Raw genomic sequence first — 17,805 nt, forward strand, 5'->3', positions numbered from 1 at the left:
ACGGCCGGAGCCGCGGCCGGGCCGTAAAGGGAACTAGCGCTCCGCGTCGGACGGCCTGCGCCGCGGATCGAAGTTGAAGTCCGGCTGCAGGATATCCACGCACGCGTCGCAGGCCAGAAACCGCGAGCGGCCGAGGCTCACCGTACCCCACCCCGTTCCGCTGTCGATGGATACCGTCGCGGTCCTGCCATCCGAAAACACCACGGTGGCATCGGCCGAGCAATCGTCCAGGATGGCATTGCGCCGGTACGAACCGCTGTCCGTGAGGGCGGCGTGCCGCAGGAAGGATTTCACGCGCCGGGCGTCCAGCGCCAGGCCGCGGCAATCCACGTCCGGGGCGAATCGCGCCTGCGCTGCAGGGCGCTCGATGACGATTTTCCGGATCTCTGCGTGGGCATACGGGCGGGACAGCACGGCGTCCCGTGCCTCTGCTGCAAAGACGGCTGGCGCGCTGCATGCAAGGCAGAACGCCACCAGCCTCCGCCCGCCCGCCCGCCAAAGCCCCCTGCCTCACCCCACCCACTTGCGCGCATTGCGCCAGATGCGCATCCACGGGCTCAGCGCACTGCGGTCGCCGCTGGTCCAGCTCATCTGGATGTTGCGGAACACGCGCTCCGGGTGGGGCATCATGGCGGTGAAGCGACCGTCCGCCGTGGTCACCGCCGTGAGGCCGCCCGCGCTGCCATTGGGGTTGAATGGATACTGCTCGGTAGCAGCGCCGTGGTGGTCCACGAAGCGCATCGCCGCGATCGCCTGGGCGGCATGGCCCCGGCGCGCGAAGTTCGCATAGCCCTCGCCGTGCGCCACGGCGATCGGCAGCCGGCTGCCGGCCATGCCCGCGAAGAACAGGCTGGGCGACTCCAGCACTTCCACCAGCGACAGGCGGGCCTCGAAGCGCTCGCTCTGGTTGGTGGTGAAGCGCGGCCAGGCCCCGGCACCCGGAATGATGTCCGCGAGTTCGGCGAACATCTGGCAACCATTGCACACGCCCAGGCCGAAGGTGTCGGCGCGGCCGAAGAAGCCCTGGAACTGCTCGGACAGCACCGGATTGAAGGTGATCGAACGCGCCCAGCCGATCCCCGCGCCCAGCGTGTCGCCGTAGCTGAAGCCGCCGCAGGCCACCACGCCCTTGAAGTCGGCCAGTTTCGCCCGGCCCGACTGCAGGTCGGTCATGTGCACGTCATAGGCGTCGAAGCCCGCTGCGTTGAAGGCGTAGGCCATCTCGATATGCGAGTTCACCCCCTGTTCGCGCAGGATCGCGACCTTCGGCCGTGCGAGGTTCAGGCACGGTGCCGCCACGTCGTCCGCGGGATCGAACGTCAGCGCCACATGCAGGCCCGGATCATGGGCGGCTCCGGCCGCCGCATGCTCCGCATCCGCGCAGGCCGGGTTGTCGCGCTGCTGGCAGATCTTCCAGCTCACGGCGTCCCACACCTGGTGCAGGTCCGACAGTGATGCGCTGAACACCGCCTTGACGTCACGCCAGACCTGCAGCTCACCCTTGCCCACGTCCATCGCGGATGCAGCGGGACGGGTCTTGCCCACGAAGTGGCTGAACTTCGAGAGGCCGTGTTCGCGCAGGGTCTGCATCACCTCGTTGCGCTCGGCGGTGCGCACCTGCAGCACCACGCCCAGTTCCTCATTGAAGAGCGCCTTGAGCGTCAGTTCCTCGCGCCGCGCGCTCACCTGCTGCGCCCAGTTCTTGGCGTCGCCCGTTTCCATGCGGCTGTCGGCGATGCCGTCGCCTTCGGTCACCAGCAGATCGACGTTCAGCGCCACGCCCACATGGCCCGCGAAGGCCATCTCGGCCACCGCGGCGAGCAGGCCGCCGTCGCTGCGGTCGTGGTAGGCCAGGATGCGGCCCTGCGCGCGCAGCGCGTTCACCGCGTCCACCAGCTTCACGAGATCCTGCACGTCGTCCAGGTCGGGCACCTCGCCGCCTTCCTGGCCCAGTACCTGCGCCAGGATGCTGCCGCCCATCCGGCACCGGCCACGGCCCAGGTCCACCAGCACCAGGGTGGTGTCCTCTTGCTGCGCGTCGAGCTGCGGGGTGAGTGTGCCGCGCACATCGGACAGCGTGGCGAACGCGCTCACGATCAGGCTCACCGGCGAGGTGACCTTCCGCGCGGAGCCGCCGTCGTCCTTCCCGCTAACGGAGGGGCTCGTCCATACGGTGCGCATGGAAAGCGAATCCTTGCCCACCGGAATACTGATGCCCAGTTGCGGGCACAGCTCCATGCCCACGGCCTTCACGGTGGCGTACAGGTCGGCATCCTCGCCGGGTTCGCCGCAGGCTGCCATCCAGTTGGCCGACAGCTTCACGCGCGGCAGCTCGATCGGGGCGGCCAGCAGGTTGGTGATCGCCTCGGCCACGGCCATGCGGCCCGAGGCCGGCGCGTCGATCGCGGCCAGCGGCGTGCGCTCGCCCATGGACATCGCCTCACCCGCGAAGCCGCGGTAGTCGGCCAGCGTCACCGCGCAGTCGGCCACGGGCACCTGCCACGGGCCTACCATCTGGTCGCGGTGCGACAGCCCGCCCACCGTCCGGTCGCCGATGGTGATCAGGAAGCGCTTGGAGGCCACCGTGGGGTGCGCCAGCACGTCGATCACGGCCTTCTGCAGCGGCACGCCGGTGAGCTCGATCGGCGCGGCCTCGCGGCGCACCGTCTTCACGTCGCGGTGCATCTTGGGCGGCTTGCCCAGCAGCACGTCCATGGGCATGTCCACGGGAAACTTCTGGTCGCCCGCCTCCACGGCCGTGTCCTCGAGCACCAGCTGGCGCTCGCCCGTGGCCGTGCCGATCACGGCGAAGGGGCAGCGCTCGCGCTCGCAGAACGCGCGGAAGATCTCCAGCGATTCGGGTGCGATCGCCAGCACATAGCGCTCCTGGCTTTCGTTGGACCAGATCTCCTTGGGCGCCAGCCCGGATTCCTCCAGTTGCACGGCCCGCAGGTCGAAGCGCGCGCCACGGCCCGCATCGTTGGTCAGCTCGGGGAACGCGTTCGACAGCCCGCCCGCGCCAACGTCGTGGATCGCCAGGACCGGGTTCTGCGCGCCCTGCGCCCAGCAGTGGTTGATGACCTCCTGCGCGCGCCGCTCGATCTCGGGATTGCCGCGCTGCACCGAGTCGAAGTCGAGTTCGGCCGCGTTGGTTCCCGTGGCCATCGAACTGGCCGCGCCACCGCCCATGCCGATGCGCATGCCGGGCCCGCCCAGCTGGATCAGCAGCGTGCCGGCCGGGAACTCGATCTTCGTGGTCAGGCCCGCATCGATCACTCCCAGGCCGCCCGCGATCATGATGGGCTTGTGGTAGCCGCGGCGCACGCCCGCCACGTCCTGCTCGTACTCGCGGAAGTAGCCCAGCAGGTTCGGCCGGCCGAATTCGTTGTTGAAGGCCGCGCCGCCCAGCGGGCCCTCTACCATGATCTGCAGCGGGCTGGCGATGTGCTCGGGCTTGCCGCCCGCCTGGTCGCTCCAGCCGCCCCAGAGTTTGGACACGGTGAAGCCGGTGAGGCCGGCCTTGGGCCTGGAGCCGCGGCCCGTCGCGCCCTCGTCCCGGATCTCGCCGCCGGCGCCCGTGGAGGCGCCGGGAAACGGAGAGATCGCCGTCGGGTGGTTGTGCGTCTCCACCTTCATGAGCACATGGTGCGTCGCATCGCTCTTGCGGTAGGCCGGCACGTCATGGGCAGCGCGCCCGGTGGCCGCCGGCGCGATGAAGCGCTCAACCGCGCTGCCTTCCATGATGGATGCGTTGTCGGAATAGGCGACGATGGTGTGCTGCGGCGCGAGCTGGTGGGTGTTGCGGATCATCGCGAACAGGCTCTTGTCCTGTTCCTGGCCGTCGATGGTGAACCGCGCGTTGAAGATCTTGTGGCGGCAGTGCTCGCTGTTGGCCTGCGCGAACATCATCAGCTCGACGTCGGTGGGATTGCGGCGCAGCGACGTGAAGGCATTGGCGAGGTAGTCGATCTCGTCGTCCGCCAGCGCCAGGCCCCAGCGGGTGTTCGCGCCTTCCAGCGCGGCGCGCCCGCCGCCCAGCACGTCCACGAACTCCATGGGCACGGCAGGCAGTTCGGTGAACAGGTCGGCCGCACCGGCCCGGTCCCACAGCACCGATTCCGTCATGCGGTCGTGCAGCAGCGCGGCCACGGCCTGCTTTTGCGCGTCGGTCAGCGTAGGCACGCCGCCCAGCAGGCCCGGGCGCAGCGACAGCCGGTACTCGGTCACCCGCTCCACGCGGCGCACGTGCAGCCCGCAATTGCGCACGATGTCCGTGGCCTTCGAAGCCCACGGCGACACCGTGCCGATGCGCGGCGCGACCACGATGGCGGAGCCGGAATCCGGGCCGGCATAGGGATCGCCGTAGGTGAGCAGGGCCGCCAGGCGCTCGCGGTCGGCCGGCGTCGGCCCGGCGTCGGTAGCCACCAGGTGCACGAAACGGGCTGCGACTGCCTCGATGCGGTCGTGGATGGCCTGCAGGCGGGGCAGGAGCTGCTGGACGCGGAAGGGGCTGAGGGCGTTGCTGCCTTCGAACGAGGTAAGGTGCAGGGTCACTTTGGCGGCCTGTTGCGGGAAAGGATGGGTCTCGGAGCAGGAGGCCGCGGCCGGCGGGCGGGCCGCTGAATGGGGCCAGCCTCCGGGGCGTCGCGGCGCGTTCGGCGGAGCCCGCCATTTTACCGGGCCCGCAGCTTCGGCCGGCCGCCACTGCCATCGCGTCCACGGAGGCACCGTACGGCCCCCGATGGGATAATCCCCCCATGAGCATCACCATCAAGTCCGCCGAGGAAATCGCCGGCATGCGCGAAGCCTGCCGCCTGGCTTCGGAAGTGCTGGACTACATCACGCCCCACATCCGTCCCGGCATCACCACGAACGACGTGGATCGGCTCGCCGCCGAGTGCATGGCCGCACAGGGCACCATCTCCGCCACCATCGGCTACCAGCCGCCGGGCTACCCGCCCTACCCCAAGTCGCTCTGCACCTCGCTCAACCACGTGGTCTGCCACGGGATCCCGAACGACAAGCCCCTCAAGAAGGGCGACATCATGAATGTGGACGTCACCGTCATCACCAAGGACGGCTGGTACGGCGACAACAGCCGCATGTACCTGATCGGCGATGTCTCCATCGCCGCGAAGCGCCTGTGCCAGCTCACCTTCGAGGCGATGTGGCTGGGCATCCTGCAGGTGAAGCCGGGAGCACGCCTGGGGGACATCGGTCACGCCATCCAGAAGTTCGCCGAAGGCCACGGCCTGTCGGTCGTGCGCGAGTTCTGCGGCCACGGCATCGGCAAGAAATTCCACGAAGAACCCCAGGTGCTGCACTACGGCCGCCCGGGCACCCTCGAGGAACTGGTGCCGGGCATGACCTTCACCATCGAGCCCATGCTCAACGCCGGCCGCCGCGAGGTCAAGGAGCACGGCAACGACGGCTGGACCATCGTCACCAAGGACCACAGCCTCTCCGCCCAGTGGGAGCACACGGTGCTCGTGACCGAGACGGGCTATGAAGTCCTCACCCTGTCGGCCGGCTCGCCCCCGCTGCCGCCGTTCGTCGCCGCCGTGAAGACCTGACGGCTGCGCCGGCGCGCAGGCGCGCAGGCGCAGCATGGTTCTTGCTTGCGATGCGGCCATGCCTGCCGACTGCTTTCCGACGCCCCCATCGCCCCCCTCCCTGCACGCCATGCCGCCCACGCTCTCGGAACTCCAGCCCCTGCGCGACGCCTACCGGCAGGACAAGGCCACCCTGCTGGCCAGCCTGCAGTCCAGGGGCGCGTCCACCCGGGTCGTGCGCCCCCTGCTCGCCAAGCTGTCCGCACTGGCCGACCGGCTGCTGCGCACCCTGTGGCAGCGGGCCGGCCTGCCGGATACCCTGGCGCTGCTGGCCGTGGGCGGCTACGGCCGCGCCCAGCTGTTTCCCTATTCCGACGTGGACGTGCTCGTACTGCTGCCCGACGGCAGCGAAGCCGCCTGCGAAGGCCCCTTGCGCCCGGCCATCGAGGCCTTCATCGGCAGTTGCTGGGACGCCGGCCTGGAAATCGGCTCCAGCGTGCGCACCGTGGCCGAGTGCCTGACCGAGGCCGCCGCCGACGTGACCGTGCAGACGTCCCTGCTGGAAGCCCGCCGCATCATCGGCAGCGCCGCCCTGGTCGCGGATTTCCAGGAGCGCTACGACGCGCAGATGGACCCGGAGGCCTTCCTGGTCGCCAAGACCCTGGAAATGCGCCAGCGGCACAACAAGTACGAGAACACGCCCTACGCCCTGGAGCCCAATTGCAAGGAATCGCCCGGCGGCCTGCGCGACCTGCAGACCGTGCTCTGGGTGGCCCGCGCCAGCGGCCTGGGCCGCAACTGGAAGGAGCTCGCGGCGCACGGCCTCGCCACCGACTTCGAAGTGCGGCAGATCGAGCGCAACGAAGCCCTGCTGTTCCTCATCCGCGCGCACCTGCATGCCATCGCCGGCCGGCACGAAGACCGTCTCGTCTTCGACCTGCAGACCGCCGTGGCCGAATCCTTCGGCTACCGCAACCAGGCCGCCACCGAAGGACAGCGCCAGCGCCTGCGGGCGAGCGAAAGCCTCATGCGCCGCTACTACTGGGCGGCCAAGGCGGTCTCGCAGCTCAGCCAGATCCTGCTGCTCAACATCGAGGAGCGGCTCTCCCCGCCCTCCCATGAACTGCGCGCCATCAACGGGCGCTTCTACGACAAGTCCGGCCTTATCGAAGTCGCCAGCGACGACCTCTACCACCGAGAACCGCACGCCATCCTGGAAACCTTCCTGCTCTACGAAACCGAGGAAGGGCTGAAGGACCTGTCGGTGCGCACGCTGCGCGCGCTCTACAACGCCCGCGGCGTCATGGACGCCGCCTTCCGACGCGATCCCGTCAACCGGCAGCAGTTCCTGCGCATCCTCCAGCAGCCCGTGGGCATCACGCACGCGATGCGGCTCATGAACCAGACCTCGGTGCTGGGCCGCTATCTCTGGTCCTTCCGGCGCATCGTCGGCCAGATGCAGCACGACCTCTTCCACGTCTATACCGTGGACCAGCACATCCTCATGGTGCTGCGCAACGTGCGCCGCTTCTTCATGCCCGAGCATGCGCACGAATACCCCTTCTGCTCGCAGCTCGCCGGCGGCTGGGACAAGCCCTGGCTGCTGTACCTCGCGGCCCTGTTCCACGACATCGGCAAAGGGCGCGGTGGCGACCATTCGCGCATCGGCGCAGAGGAAGTGCGCCACTTCTGCCGCCAGCACGGCGTGGGCGCGGAAGACGCCGCGCTGGTCGAATTCCTGGTCGCAGAGCACCTCGCCATGAGCCAGGTGGCGCAGAAGCAGGACCTCACCGACCCCGACGTCATCGCGGCATTTGCCCGGCGCGTGGGCAGCGAGCGGCGCCTCACCGCCCTGTACCTGCTCACCGTCGCCGACATCCGCGGCACCAGCCCGAAGGTCTGGAACGCCTGGAAAGGCAAGCTGCTGGAAGACCTCTACCGCGCCACGCTGCGCACGCTGGGCGGGCGCGCGCCCGACGCCGCCGCCGAGGTCGAGGCCCGCAAGCGCGAAGCGCTGGTCCTGCTCGCGCTCAACGCCCAGCCCTTCGAGGGCCACAAGAAGCTCTGGGACACGCTGGATGTCGGCTACTTCATGCGGCACGAGGCGGCGGACATCGCCTGGCACGCGCGCCACATGGCCCGCCACGTGGGCTCGGGACGCTCGGTCGTCCGAGCCCGGCAGTCCCTGGCCGGCGAAGGCCTGCAGGTGGCCGTGTACGCCCCCGACCAGCCGGACCTCTTCGCGCGCATCTGCGGCTATTTCGACCGTGCGGGATTCAGCATCCTGGACGCGCGCGTGCACACTGCCAGCAACGGCCACGCGCTCGACACCTTCCAGATCGTTGCGCCGCAGCAGGCCGGCCACTACCGCGAACTCACCCACATGGTGGAGAGCGAACTCGCGCGGACCATCGAGGAAGGCGGAGCGCTGCCCGAACCCGGACGCAAGCGCGTCTCGCGCCGGGTCAAGAGCTTCCCGATCACCCCGCGCGTCGCCCTGCGGCCGGACGAGAAGGCGCAGCGCTGGATCCTGCACATCTCGGCCAGCGACCGCGCCGGCCTGCTCTACCTGGTCGCGCGCGTGCTCTCGCGCCACCACCTCAACGTGCAGCTCGCCAAGGTCAGCACGCTGGGCGAGCGCGTGGAAGACACCTTCCTCATCCAGGGCCCGGAACTGCAGCACAACGCGCGGCAGATCCAGATCGAGACCGAGCTGCTGGAAGCGCTGTCGGGCTGAGGCCCGGACGCCTCTCCGGACCGCGTCAGTCGTCCTCGTGCTCTGCGATGTCCGGGAACAGCACGTCCGCGTAGCCGAAGCGCGAGAAGTCGCGGATGCGCATCGGGTACAGCTTGCCGACCAGGTGGTCGCACTCGTGCTGCACCACCCGGGCATGGAAACCCTCCACCGTGCGGTCGATCGGCGCGCCGTGCTCGTCGAATCCCTCATAGCGGATGCGCGACCAGCGCGGCACCACGCCCCGCAGCCCCGGCACGGACAGGCACCCCTCCCAGTCCTCTTCCTCTTCGTCGCCCAGCGGCGTGATGCGCGGGTTCACCAGCACCGTGGGCGGCACCAGCGGCCGGTCGGGGTAGCGCGGGTTGCGCTCGTTCGAGCCGAAGATCACCAGCTGCAGATCCACACCGATCTGCGGTGCGGCCAGGCCCGCGCCATTCACGGCGCGCATGGTGTCGCGCATGTCCTGCACCAGTTGCAGCAGCTCCGGGGTACCGAATTCGGCGACGGGTCGGGCGATGCGCAGGAGGCGCCCGTCGCCCATCTTGAGAATGTCGTGGATGGCCATTGGAAAAGTACAGAAAGGCGGCCGGAAGCGCGGATTGCCGCCGGTCCGTGGGACGCGCAGCATATCGCCCCCGCGCCGGAAGGCACAATCGCTCCATGCCCGTCCCGCCCCCGGATCCCCTGCGGCCGCCTCCCGCGCATGCGCCCCTGCCGGCGCCGGTGCGCTGGCTGCTGCTGGCCTTCGCGGCGCTCAGCCTGGGCCTGGGCATCGTCGGCATCTTCGTGCCCGGCCTGCCGACCACCGTGTTTGTCCTCATGGCCGGCTGGGCGGCCGCACGCAGTTCCCCGCGGCTGCATGCCTGGCTCTGGCGGCATCCGCTCTTCGGCTCCATGCTGCGCAACTGGGCCGACGGCGGCCGCGTCAGCCGCCGCGCGAAATGGAGCGCCACGGCCATGATGGCACTGTGCGGCGTCGTGCTGGTGGTCAGTTCCGCGCCGCGGTGGGTGGCCATCGGCGCATCGGCCTGCATGGCCTGCGTGCTGGCGTGGCTGTGGTGCCGCCCCGAATGAACTCTTTTGCCATGGGCATATGAGTTTTCCGGGCGGGCTGTTTTTTGTGTATATAATCTAAGTCTTGTTCCTCGATAGCTCAGTCGGTAGAGCGCCGGACTGTTAATCCGTAGGTCCCTGGTTCGAGCCCAGGTCGAGGAGCCAAGAAGTTTTTGCAGCGGGCACTGCAACCGGACAAGGCCCGCTTGATTCGAAAAGTCATTCCTCGATAGCTCAGTCGGTAGAGCGCCGGACTGTTAATCCGTAGGTCCCTGGTTCGAGCCCAGGTCGAGGAGCCACATCAAAGGCCACCCAATGGGGTGGCCTTTTTATTTTCAACGCCCGGTGCTGCTGCTGCGCCGGGCCTGCGCGGCCGAGCCCTGCCGCCGGGGGCACAATGGCACCCTGCCACCTGTACGTCCCTCCTGTACGCCATGCCCCTGCCCACCCCGCTCGCCTGGCTCGAACCCGAAGACCCCTTCCCCCCCGCGGCACACGCCTGGGGCCCCGGGGATCCGGCCCCCGGCCTGCTCGCGGCCGGCGGGGCACTCGATACGGCGCACCTCCGCCAGGCGTATGCCCAGGGCATCTTCCCGTGGTTCAGCGCGGGGCAGCCCATCCTGTGGTGGAGCCCGGACCCGCGCATGGTGCTGCAGGTGGAGTCGTTCCGCCTCCACCGGTCGCTGCGGCGCACCCTGCAGCGCTTCCGCACGACCCCTGGCTGTGAGATCCGCGTGGACCACCGTTTTTCCGATGTGATCCACGCATGCTCGCAGACGCCGCGCGGCGGGCAGCACGGCACCTGGATCGTGCCCGACATGATCGCCGCCTACGAGGAGTTCCACCGCGCGGGCCATGCCCACAGCATCGAGACCTGGCAGGACGGCCGGCTGCTGGGCGGCCTCTACTGCATCGGCATCGGCCGGGCGGTCTTCGGCGAGTCCATGTTCGCGCATGCCACCGATGCCTCCAAGATCGCCCTGGCGGCACTCATCTGCCTGTGCCACCGCCACGGGGTGCAATGGATCGATTGCCAGCAGAACACCGCGCATCTCGCCTCGCTGGGCGCCCGGGAAATCCCGCGCGAGCACTTTCTGCGCGGCGTGCAGGCCGCCACCGCCATGCCACCGATCGCATGGCGGTTCGAGTCCTTATACTGGGACACATTGCTGCCTTCCTTGCCCGGCCCGCAATGACGCAACTCAACGACCTTCCGCTGCAGACCCTGCAGTTCTACGCGACGGCGCCGTATCCGTGCAGCTACCTGCCGGACCGGCAGGCCCGGTCCCAGGTCGCCACGCCCAGCCACCTGATCCAGAGCGATGTGTATTCCGACCTGGTGGCGCGCGGATTCCGCCGCAGCGGCATGTTCACCTACCGCCCCTACTGCGACGGCTGCCAGGCCTGCACGCCGCTGCGCGTGCTGGCGGGCGAATTCCGGCCCGACCGCAGCCAGCGCCGGGCCTGGAAGCAGCATGGTGCCCTCCAGACACGGGTGCTGCGCCTGGGCTATGAACCCGAGCACTACCAGCTCTACCTGCACTACCAGCGCGCCCGCCATTCCGGCGGCGGCATGGACCAGGACAGCATCGACCAGTACACGCAGTTCCTGCTGCAAAGCCGGGTGAATTCGCGCCTGGTCGAATTCCGCGACCCGGCGCCCGACGGCGAGACCGGCACGCTGCGCATGGTGTCCATCCTCGACGTGCTGGACGATGGCCTTTCGGCGGTCTATACCTTCTACGACCCCGACCCGGATTGCAGCTACGGCACGTTCAACGTGCTCTGGCAGATCGAGCAGGCCCGCACGCTCGGGCTGCCGCACGTCTATCTGGGGTACTGGATCGCCGAGAGCGCCAAAATGAACTACAAGTCGCGCTTCCATCCGCACGAGTTGCGGGTGCACGGCCAGTGGCAGCGCGGCGGCTGAGCTTCCACGCCACGGCCGGGTTTTTCATAAGATAAAATCCCGGACATTGCCTTGGCCGAGAACCATGAAAAAAGACGACGCAGGCGCCTCCTCCAAACCCAGCGTGCAGGTGCTGGAGCGCATGTTCACCCTCATCGACGTGCTCGCCTCGCGGGAAGAAGCCATTCCCCTGAAGGAAATCAGCGAGAAGACGGGGCTGCACCCCTCCACTGCGCACCGCATCCTCAACGACCTGACCCTCGGCCGCTTCGTGGACCGGCCCGAATCGGGCAGCTACCGGCTCGGCATGCGGCTCCTGGAGTTGGGCAACCTCGTCAAGGCCCGGCTGAGCGTGCGGGACGCCGCCCTCCTTCCCATGCGCAGCCTGCACAAGCTGACCCAGCAGCCCGTCAACCTCAGCATGCGCCAGGGGGACGAGATCGTCTATGTCGAGCGGGCCTACAGCGAGCGCTCCGGCATGCAGGTGGTCCGCGCCATCGGCGGTCGCGCGCCCCTGCACCTGACGTCCACCGGCAAGCTGTTCCTGGCGGTGGACGATCCGCAGCGCGTGCGCGCCTATGCCGTGCGCACCGGGCTGGCAGGCCACACGCGCAACAGCATCACCCAGTTGCCGGCGCTGGAACGTGAACTGGGCCAGGCCCGGCAGTACGGCATCGCCCGCGACAACGAGGAACTGGAGCTGGGCGTGCGCTGCATGGCGGCCGGCGTGTTCGACGACCAGGGCCAACTCGTCGCAGGCCTGTCGATTTCGGCCCCGGCCGACCGCCTGGACGAGAACTGGCTTCCCAAGCTGCAGGCCACTGCAGGAGAAATTTCCGCCGCACTGGGCTACGACCGCAGCCGGACCCAGAAGGCCGAAGGCTCGTCTCCCCGGTAGATAAAAAAGACAAAGGCCATGCGCCGGTCCGCGCATGGCCCTGGGATGCCAGACTTCCGCCTTGCGAGGCGGAGTCCGGTGGGGTCAGTCCAGCTTCGCGCTCGCCGTGCCGCCCGAGGCATGCAGTGTGCTGCCAGAGCCCAGCGACGGCAGCTTCTCCACCCAATGGCGCACGCGCTCTGCATCGCCCAGGCGGCTGAACTGCCCGGCCGAGTCCAGGAACACCATGATGAGCTTGCGGCCGGCGATGTGTGCCTGCATCACGAGGCAGCGGCCCGCCTCGGAGATATAGCCCGTCTTCTGCAGGCCGATGTCCCACGCAGGGCTCTTCACCAGGCGATTGGTGTTGTTGAAGTGCAGCGTGCGGCGGCCCACCGCCACCTCGTAGCCCGGTGACGTGGTGAGTTCGCGCAGCAGCGGGTCGGAATGGGCGACATTCACCAGCGTGGCGAGATCGCGCGCGCTCGACTGGTTGTGGCTGGACAGACCCGTGGGCTCCACGTAGCGGGTCTCGGTCATGCCGATCAGGCGGGCCTTGGCATTCATGCGGGCCACGAAGGCCTCCAGGCCGCCAGGGAACGTACGGCCCAGGGCGTGGGCGGCGCGGTTCTCGCTCGACATCAGGGCGAGGTGCAGCATTTCGCCACGGGTCAGCGTAGTCCCCACGGCCAGGCGGGAGCTGCTGAACTTCTCGGTATCGACGTCGTCCTGGGTGATGGTGATCGGCTCATCCATGGGCAGCTTGGCCTCGGAGATCAGCAGTCCGGTCATGAGCTTGGTGAGCGACGCGATGGGCAGCACCGCATGGTCGTTCTTGCTGAGCAGCACTTCCTGCGTATCCTGGTCGATCACCAGCGCCACGCTGGACTTCAGGTCAAGGGGATCGGTCACCGAATGCAGGCCGGCGACCTGGCCGAAGGACTGGCGCTCCGGAACGATGGCCGCGGCGCGGGGGGCGAACCGGGCGCTGGTGGCCACGGACCGTGTGGCCTTGACCCGCGTAACGGCCTTGCGAGGCACGGCCTTGGCGGAACGCGATGCCGTGCGCTGCTGCTTGGCAGTGGCCGTGGCAGCCGGCTTCTTCGCTCCCGCTTTCTTGCGCTCGGCCGCGTGCGCTCCAGGAACGGCCAGTGCAAGGCTCAATGCGCAGAAGGCCAGCGCATGGATGAGCCGGGGGACGATGCGGCAGCGTTCTTGCATCAGATGCTCCAAGCGGCAAAAAATTGTATGACAGTGTATGTGAGCAAAAAAAGTCGCGCAAGATCAATATCTTGCGCGACCTTCTCAATGAAGTGGCTGAATTATAAATTCCAGTTTCAACCTTGCGCAGCCACGCGTTCGGCTTTGCTTTGTAATTTGTTCAACGCGCTCAGGTACGCCTTGGCTGACGCAACGACGATATCCGGGTCCGCACCCACCCCGTTGACCACCCTCCCGCTGTCCTGCAGGCGCACCGTCACTTCGCCCTGGCTCTCCGTGGAGCCGCTGATCGCGTTCACCGAGTACAGCACCATCTCCGCGCCACTGTGCACGTGCGACTCGATCGCCTTGAGCGATGCATCGACCGGGCCATTGCCCTCCGATGCACCGTGCACTTCCTTGCCGTCCACGGTGAAGACCACCGTGGCATGGGGCCGCTCGCCGGTCTCGCTGCGCTGCGACAGCGACACGAAGCCGTAGCGCTCGCCGGCACCGGCGGTGGCGTCGCCGCTGACCAGCGCGAGGATGTCCTCGTCGAAGATCTCGCTCTTGCGGTCCGCGAGCTCCTTGAAGCGCAGGAAGGCGGCGTTCACGTCCGCCTCGCTTTCGAGTTGCACGCCCAGGTCCTGGAGCCGCTGCTTGAACGCATTGCGCCCGCTCAGCTTGCCCAGCACGATCTTGTTGGCGGTCCAGCCCACATCCTCGGCGCGCATGATCTCGTAGGTGTCGCGGGCCTTGAGCACGCCGTCCTGGTGGATGCCGCTCGCATGGGCGAATGCATTGGCGCCCACCACGGCCTTGTTCGGCTGGACGACGAAGCCCGTGGTCTGGCTCACCATGCGGCTGGCGGCCACGATGTGCTGCGTGTCGATGCCCAGCTCCAGGCCGAAATAGTCGCGCCGCGTCTTCACGGCCATGACGATCTCCTCCAGCGAGCAGTTGCCCGCCCGCTCGCCCAGGCCGTTGATCGTGCATTCGACCTGACGCGCGCCGCCGATCTTCACGCCCGCCAGGGAGTTCGCGACCGCCATGCCGAGGTCGTTGTGGCAGTGCACCGACCACACGGCCTTGTCGCTGTTCGGGATGCGCTCGCGCAGGTCCCTGATGAAGTTGCCGTAGAGCTCGGGGATGGCATAGCCGACCGTGTCCGGCACGTTGATGGTCGTGGCGCCCTCGGCGATCACGGCCTCCAGCACGCGGCAGAGGAAATCGGGCTCGCTCCGGTAGCCGTCCTCCGGGCTGAATTCGATGTCGGCCACGAGGTTGCGCGCGAAGCGCACGGACTGCTTCGCCTGCTCCAGCACCTGCTCCGGCGTCATGCGAAGCTTCTTTTCCATGTGCAGCGGGCTGGTGGCGATGAAGGTATGGATGCGCGCGCGCTGCGCATCCTTCAGGGCCTCGGCGGCCCGTGCGATGTCGCGGTCGTTCGCGCGGGACAGCGAGCACACCGTCGAATCCTTGATGGCCTGGGCGATTGCCTGCACGGCCTCGAAATCCCCGTTCGAGCTGGCAGCGAAGCCGGCCTCGATCACGTCCACCTTGAGGCGCTCGAGTTGGCGGGCGATGCGCAGCTTCTCGTCCCGGGTCATCGAGGCGCCGGGCGACTGCTCGCCATCGCGCAGAGTGGTGTCGAAGATGATGAGTTTGTCGGACATCGTGTGCTCCTTGTCGTTGGTGGTCCGGCTCCCGCCCCGCCGGGCATGCCGGCCCGCAAGAAAAAGGCCCGCTGCCATGTGCATGCGGGCCTTCGTCGGTATGCCTTGCGGTGCCTTGCCGCGTGAAGCGGCGCGCTCGCCGGGCAATGTAGCACAAGCCCGGCAGGCGCCGGGCGGCGTCACTTGTGCAGGCCGCGCTCGTCCGGCTCGTCCGTGGAGATGCTGATCACGCTGCTGTGCTGCCCCTTGGCCTTGCGCCAGGCATAGACGCCATAGCCGCTCAGCCCATAGAGCACGAAGACGCCGAAGAGCACCGTGGGCGGATGGATGTTCACCACCGCGATGCCCAGGGCGATCAGCACGATGGTGGCGAACGGCACGCTGCGCTTCATCTGGATGTCCTTGAAGCTGTAGAACGGCACGTTGGTCACCATGGTGAGGCCGGCGTACAGGGTCACGGCGAACATCAGCCAGCAGATGTGGTTCCAGGCCACCCAGACATCCACGCCGCGCTGCACGCCCAGCTCGGTCATCAGCCAGATGAAGCCCGCCACCAGTGCCGCGGCCGCCGGGGACGGCAGTCCCTGGAAATACCGCTTGTCCACCACGCCGGTGTTGACGTTGAAGCGGGCAAGGCGCAGCGCTGCGCACGCGCAATAGACGAAGGCCGCGATCCAGCCCCAGCGTCCCAGGCCCTTGAGCGCCCATTCGTAGGCAATCAGCCCAGGGGCGGCGCCGAACGACACCATGTCGGACAGCGAATCCATCTGCTCGCCGAAGGCGCTCTGGGTGTTGGTCATGCGGGCCACGCGGCCATCCAGGCTGTCGAGCACCATCGCGCAGAACACGCCGACCGCAGCGAGGTCGAAGCGGCCGTTCATGGCCATCACGATGGCGTAGAAACCGCCGAACAGCGCTGCCAGCGTGAAGAGGTTGGGCAGGATGTAGATGCCTTTGCGGCGCTTGCGCGTCATCACGCCCGGGGTGCCCGCGGCTTCCTTGCCATCCTGCATCAGGCGGGCCTCCGGCCTGCCGCGGATGCGGCGGTGCATTCAACCAGTGGATTCATGCTCATGGGATATACGGCGTAGGCGAATGAAACCGTGGAGTGTAGAGCGCTCCGTACAGGGGCCCGAAAATAAAGAAAGGCCACCCGGGCGGGTGGCCTTCCACGGACCGCGTGGCGCGCGCCACGGCGGACGGGGATCAGTTGCGGGTCTGGTCCACGAGCTTGTTCTTGGCGATCCAGGGCATCATCGCGCGCAACTGGGCACCCACGACCTCGATCTTGTGGTCGGCCGTGTTGCGGCGGCGGGCCGTCATGCTCGGGTAGTTCAGGCGGCCTTCCTGGATGAACATCTTCGCGTAGTCGCCGTTCTGGATGCGCTTGAGCGCATTGCGCATGGCCACGCGCGACTGCTCGTTGATGACCTCGGGGCCCGTCACGTACTCGCCGAACTCGGCGTTGTTCGAGATCGAGTAGTTCATGTTGGCGATGCCGCCTTCGTAGATCAGGTCCACGATGAGCTTGAGCTCGTGCAGGCATTCGAAGTAAGCCATCTCGGGCGCGTAGCCGGCTTCCACCAGCGTCTCGAAGCCCATCTTGATCAGCTCGACCGCGCCGCCGCACAGCACGGCCTGCTCGCCGAACAGGTCGGTCTCGGTCTCCTCCTTGAAGTTGGTCTCGATGATGCCGGCCTTGCCGCCGCCGTTCGCCATCGCATAGGACAGGGCCAGGTCGCGGGCCTTGCCGGACGGGTCCTGGTGCACGGCCACGAGGTGGGGCACGCCGCCACCCTGGGCGTAGGTGGAGCGCACCGTGTGGCCCGGGGCCTTCGGGGCCACCATCCACACGTCCAGGTCGGCCCGGGGCACCACCTGGTTGTAGTGCACGTTGAAGCCGTGCGCGAACGCCAGGGAAGCACCCTGCTTGATGTTCGGCTCCACGTTGTTCTTGTACACCTCGGCGATCTGCTCGTCGGGCAGCAGGATCATCACGACGTCGGCGGACTTCACGGCCTCGTTCACTTCGAGCACCGTCAGGCCGGCCTTGCCGACCTTGTCCCAGGACGCGCCACCCTTGCGCAGGCCGACCACGACCTTCACGCCGCTGTCGTTCAGGTTCTGTGCGTGGGCATGGCCCTGCGAGCCGTAGCCGATGATGGCCACGGTCTTGCCCTTGATCAGGCTCAGGTCACAGTCCTTGTCGTAGAAAACTTTCATGTTGTTGGCTCCAGGTTGAATCGGTAAAGAAAAGACGTATTGGGGGCTGCGTGCTAGACGCGGAGAATGCGTTCGCCGCGGCCGATGCCGCAGGCACCCGTGCGCACGGTCTCCAGGATGGCCGTGCGGTCGATGGCTTGCAGGAACGCATCGTTTTTGGACTGGTCACCGGTCAGTTCCACGGTGTAGCTCTTCTCGGTGACGTCGATGATTCGGCCGCGGAAGATGTCGGCCATGCGCTTCATCTCCTCGCGCTCCTTGCCCACGGCCCGGACCTTGACCATCATGAGTTCGCGCTCCGTATAGGAGCCCTCGGTCAGGTCCACCACCTTCACGACTTCGATCAGGCGGTTGAGGTGCTTGGTGATCTGTTCGATCACGTCGTCGGAGCCCGTGGTCTGGATGGTCATCCGCGAGAGGGACGCATCCTCGGTGGGGGCCACCGTGAGGGATTCGATGTTGTAGCCCCGGGCGGAGAACAATCCCACCACGCGCGACAGGGCGCCCGGCTCGTTCTCGAGCAGAACGGCAATGATGTGTTTCATGACTGAAGATTCCTCTTTTCGCTGCCCTCCCCT

At 67.7% G+C, this 17,805-nt stretch carries 14 protein-coding genes and 2 tRNA genes; 8 read left to right on the top strand and 8 right to left on the bottom strand.

All coding sequences use genetic code 11. The features are described 5' to 3' along the window. Positions 1-33 precede the first annotated feature (33 nt). Both BLR05_RS03170 and purL read right to left on the bottom strand, forming a co-directional pair. The gene (locus tag BLR05_RS03170) at positions 34-414 is read right to left on the bottom strand and encodes a hypothetical protein (RefSeq protein WP_225979301.1); all 381 of its coding nucleotides are present in this window, start codon (positions 412-414) and stop codon (positions 34-36) included. 96 nt (positions 415-510) lie between these two features. Beyond that, positions 511-4,554: a phosphoribosylformylglycinamidine synthase gene (gene purL, locus BLR05_RS03175; RefSeq protein ID WP_092832284.1), complete on the bottom strand. Its 4,044-nt coding sequence runs from the start codon at positions 4,552-4,554 to the stop codon at positions 511-513. A gap of 203 nt (positions 4,555-4,757) precedes the next feature. Here purL and map point away from each other — a divergent pair, with 203 nt between their 5' ends. Both map and BLR05_RS03185 read left to right on the top strand, forming a co-directional pair. Then, on the top strand, positions 4,758-5,573 hold the full coding sequence (map, locus tag BLR05_RS03180; protein WP_092832286.1) for a type I methionyl aminopeptidase: 816 nt from the start codon (positions 4,758-4,760) through the stop codon (positions 5,571-5,573). Positions 5,574-5,682: 109 nt separating this feature from the next. Continuing rightward, positions 5,683-8,289, top strand: a complete 2,607-nt coding sequence (locus BLR05_RS03185; protein WP_192883906.1) for a [protein-PII] uridylyltransferase — start codon at positions 5,683-5,685, stop codon at positions 8,287-8,289. A 25-nt stretch (positions 8,290-8,314) separates the two neighbouring features. Here BLR05_RS03185 and def read toward each other — a convergent pair whose 3' ends face one another. Next, entirely contained in the window at positions 8,315-8,854 is a 540-nt protein-coding gene (gene def / locus BLR05_RS03190) for a peptide deformylase (RefSeq protein WP_092832289.1), read from the bottom strand. Between the two features lie 95 nt (positions 8,855-8,949). Between def and BLR05_RS03195 the strand changes: the two genes are divergently transcribed. From BLR05_RS03195 to BLR05_RS03220, 6 genes are all read left to right on the top strand, one after another. Further along, complete coding sequence (locus BLR05_RS03195) at positions 8,950-9,363, top strand: YbaN family protein (RefSeq protein ID WP_092832291.1); 414 nt, start codon at positions 8,950-8,952, stop codon at positions 9,361-9,363. A gap of 68 nt (positions 9,364-9,431) precedes the next feature. Further along, positions 9,432-9,507: transfer RNA gene (locus BLR05_RS03200), tRNA-Asn, on the top strand. Between the two features lie 58 nt (positions 9,508-9,565). Then, positions 9,566-9,641 (top strand) — tRNA-Asn (locus BLR05_RS03205). Positions 9,642-9,776: 135 nt separating this feature from the next. Further along, the gene (aat, locus tag BLR05_RS03210; protein ID WP_092832292.1) at positions 9,777-10,538 is read left to right on the top strand and encodes a leucyl/phenylalanyl-tRNA--protein transferase; all 762 of its coding nucleotides are present in this window, start codon (positions 9,777-9,779) and stop codon (positions 10,536-10,538) included. Further along, entirely contained in the window at positions 10,535-11,272 is a 738-nt protein-coding gene (locus BLR05_RS03215; protein WP_092832294.1) for an arginyltransferase, read from the top strand. The genes aat and BLR05_RS03215 overlap by 4 nt, the downstream gene beginning before the upstream one ends. 64 nt (positions 11,273-11,336) lie before the next feature. Beyond that, positions 11,337-12,149, top strand: coding sequence for an IclR family transcriptional regulator (locus BLR05_RS03220; protein ID WP_092832295.1), 813 nt, complete (start codon positions 11,337-11,339; stop codon positions 12,147-12,149). 84 nt (positions 12,150-12,233) lie between these two features. On the opposite strand, the gene BLR05_RS03225 is transcribed toward BLR05_RS03220, so the two are convergent. The 5 genes from BLR05_RS03225 to ilvN all read right to left on the bottom strand — a co-directional run bounded on the left by BLR05_RS03225 (position 12,234) and on the right by ilvN (position 17,772). Continuing rightward, entirely contained in the window at positions 12,234-13,349 is a 1,116-nt protein-coding gene (locus BLR05_RS03225) for a serine hydrolase (RefSeq protein ID WP_092832296.1), read from the bottom strand. Positions 13,350-13,465: 116 nt separating this feature from the next. Beyond that, on the bottom strand, positions 13,466-15,004 hold the full coding sequence (locus tag BLR05_RS03230) for a 2-isopropylmalate synthase (protein ID WP_092832476.1): 1,539 nt from the start codon (positions 15,002-15,004) through the stop codon (positions 13,466-13,468). A 179-nt stretch (positions 15,005-15,183) separates the two neighbouring features. Continuing rightward, on the bottom strand, positions 15,184-16,017 hold the full coding sequence (pssA, locus tag BLR05_RS03235; protein WP_092832478.1) for a CDP-diacylglycerol--serine O-phosphatidyltransferase: 834 nt from the start codon (positions 16,015-16,017) through the stop codon (positions 15,184-15,186). Positions 16,018-16,210: 193 nt separating this feature from the next. After that, the gene (gene ilvC, locus BLR05_RS03240) at positions 16,211-17,227 is read right to left on the bottom strand and encodes a ketol-acid reductoisomerase (RefSeq protein ID WP_092832297.1); all 1,017 of its coding nucleotides are present in this window, start codon (positions 17,225-17,227) and stop codon (positions 16,211-16,213) included. Between the two features lie 53 nt (positions 17,228-17,280). Next, positions 17,281-17,772, bottom strand: a complete 492-nt coding sequence (ilvN, locus tag BLR05_RS03245) for an acetolactate synthase small subunit (RefSeq protein ID WP_011796185.1) — start codon at positions 17,770-17,772, stop codon at positions 17,281-17,283. Positions 17,773-17,805: the final 33 nt, after the last annotated feature.

This window comes from Paracidovorax cattleyae (assembly GCF_900104515.1).
Taxonomy (GTDB): domain Bacteria; phylum Pseudomonadota; class Gammaproteobacteria; order Burkholderiales; family Burkholderiaceae_C; genus Paracidovorax; species Paracidovorax cattleyae.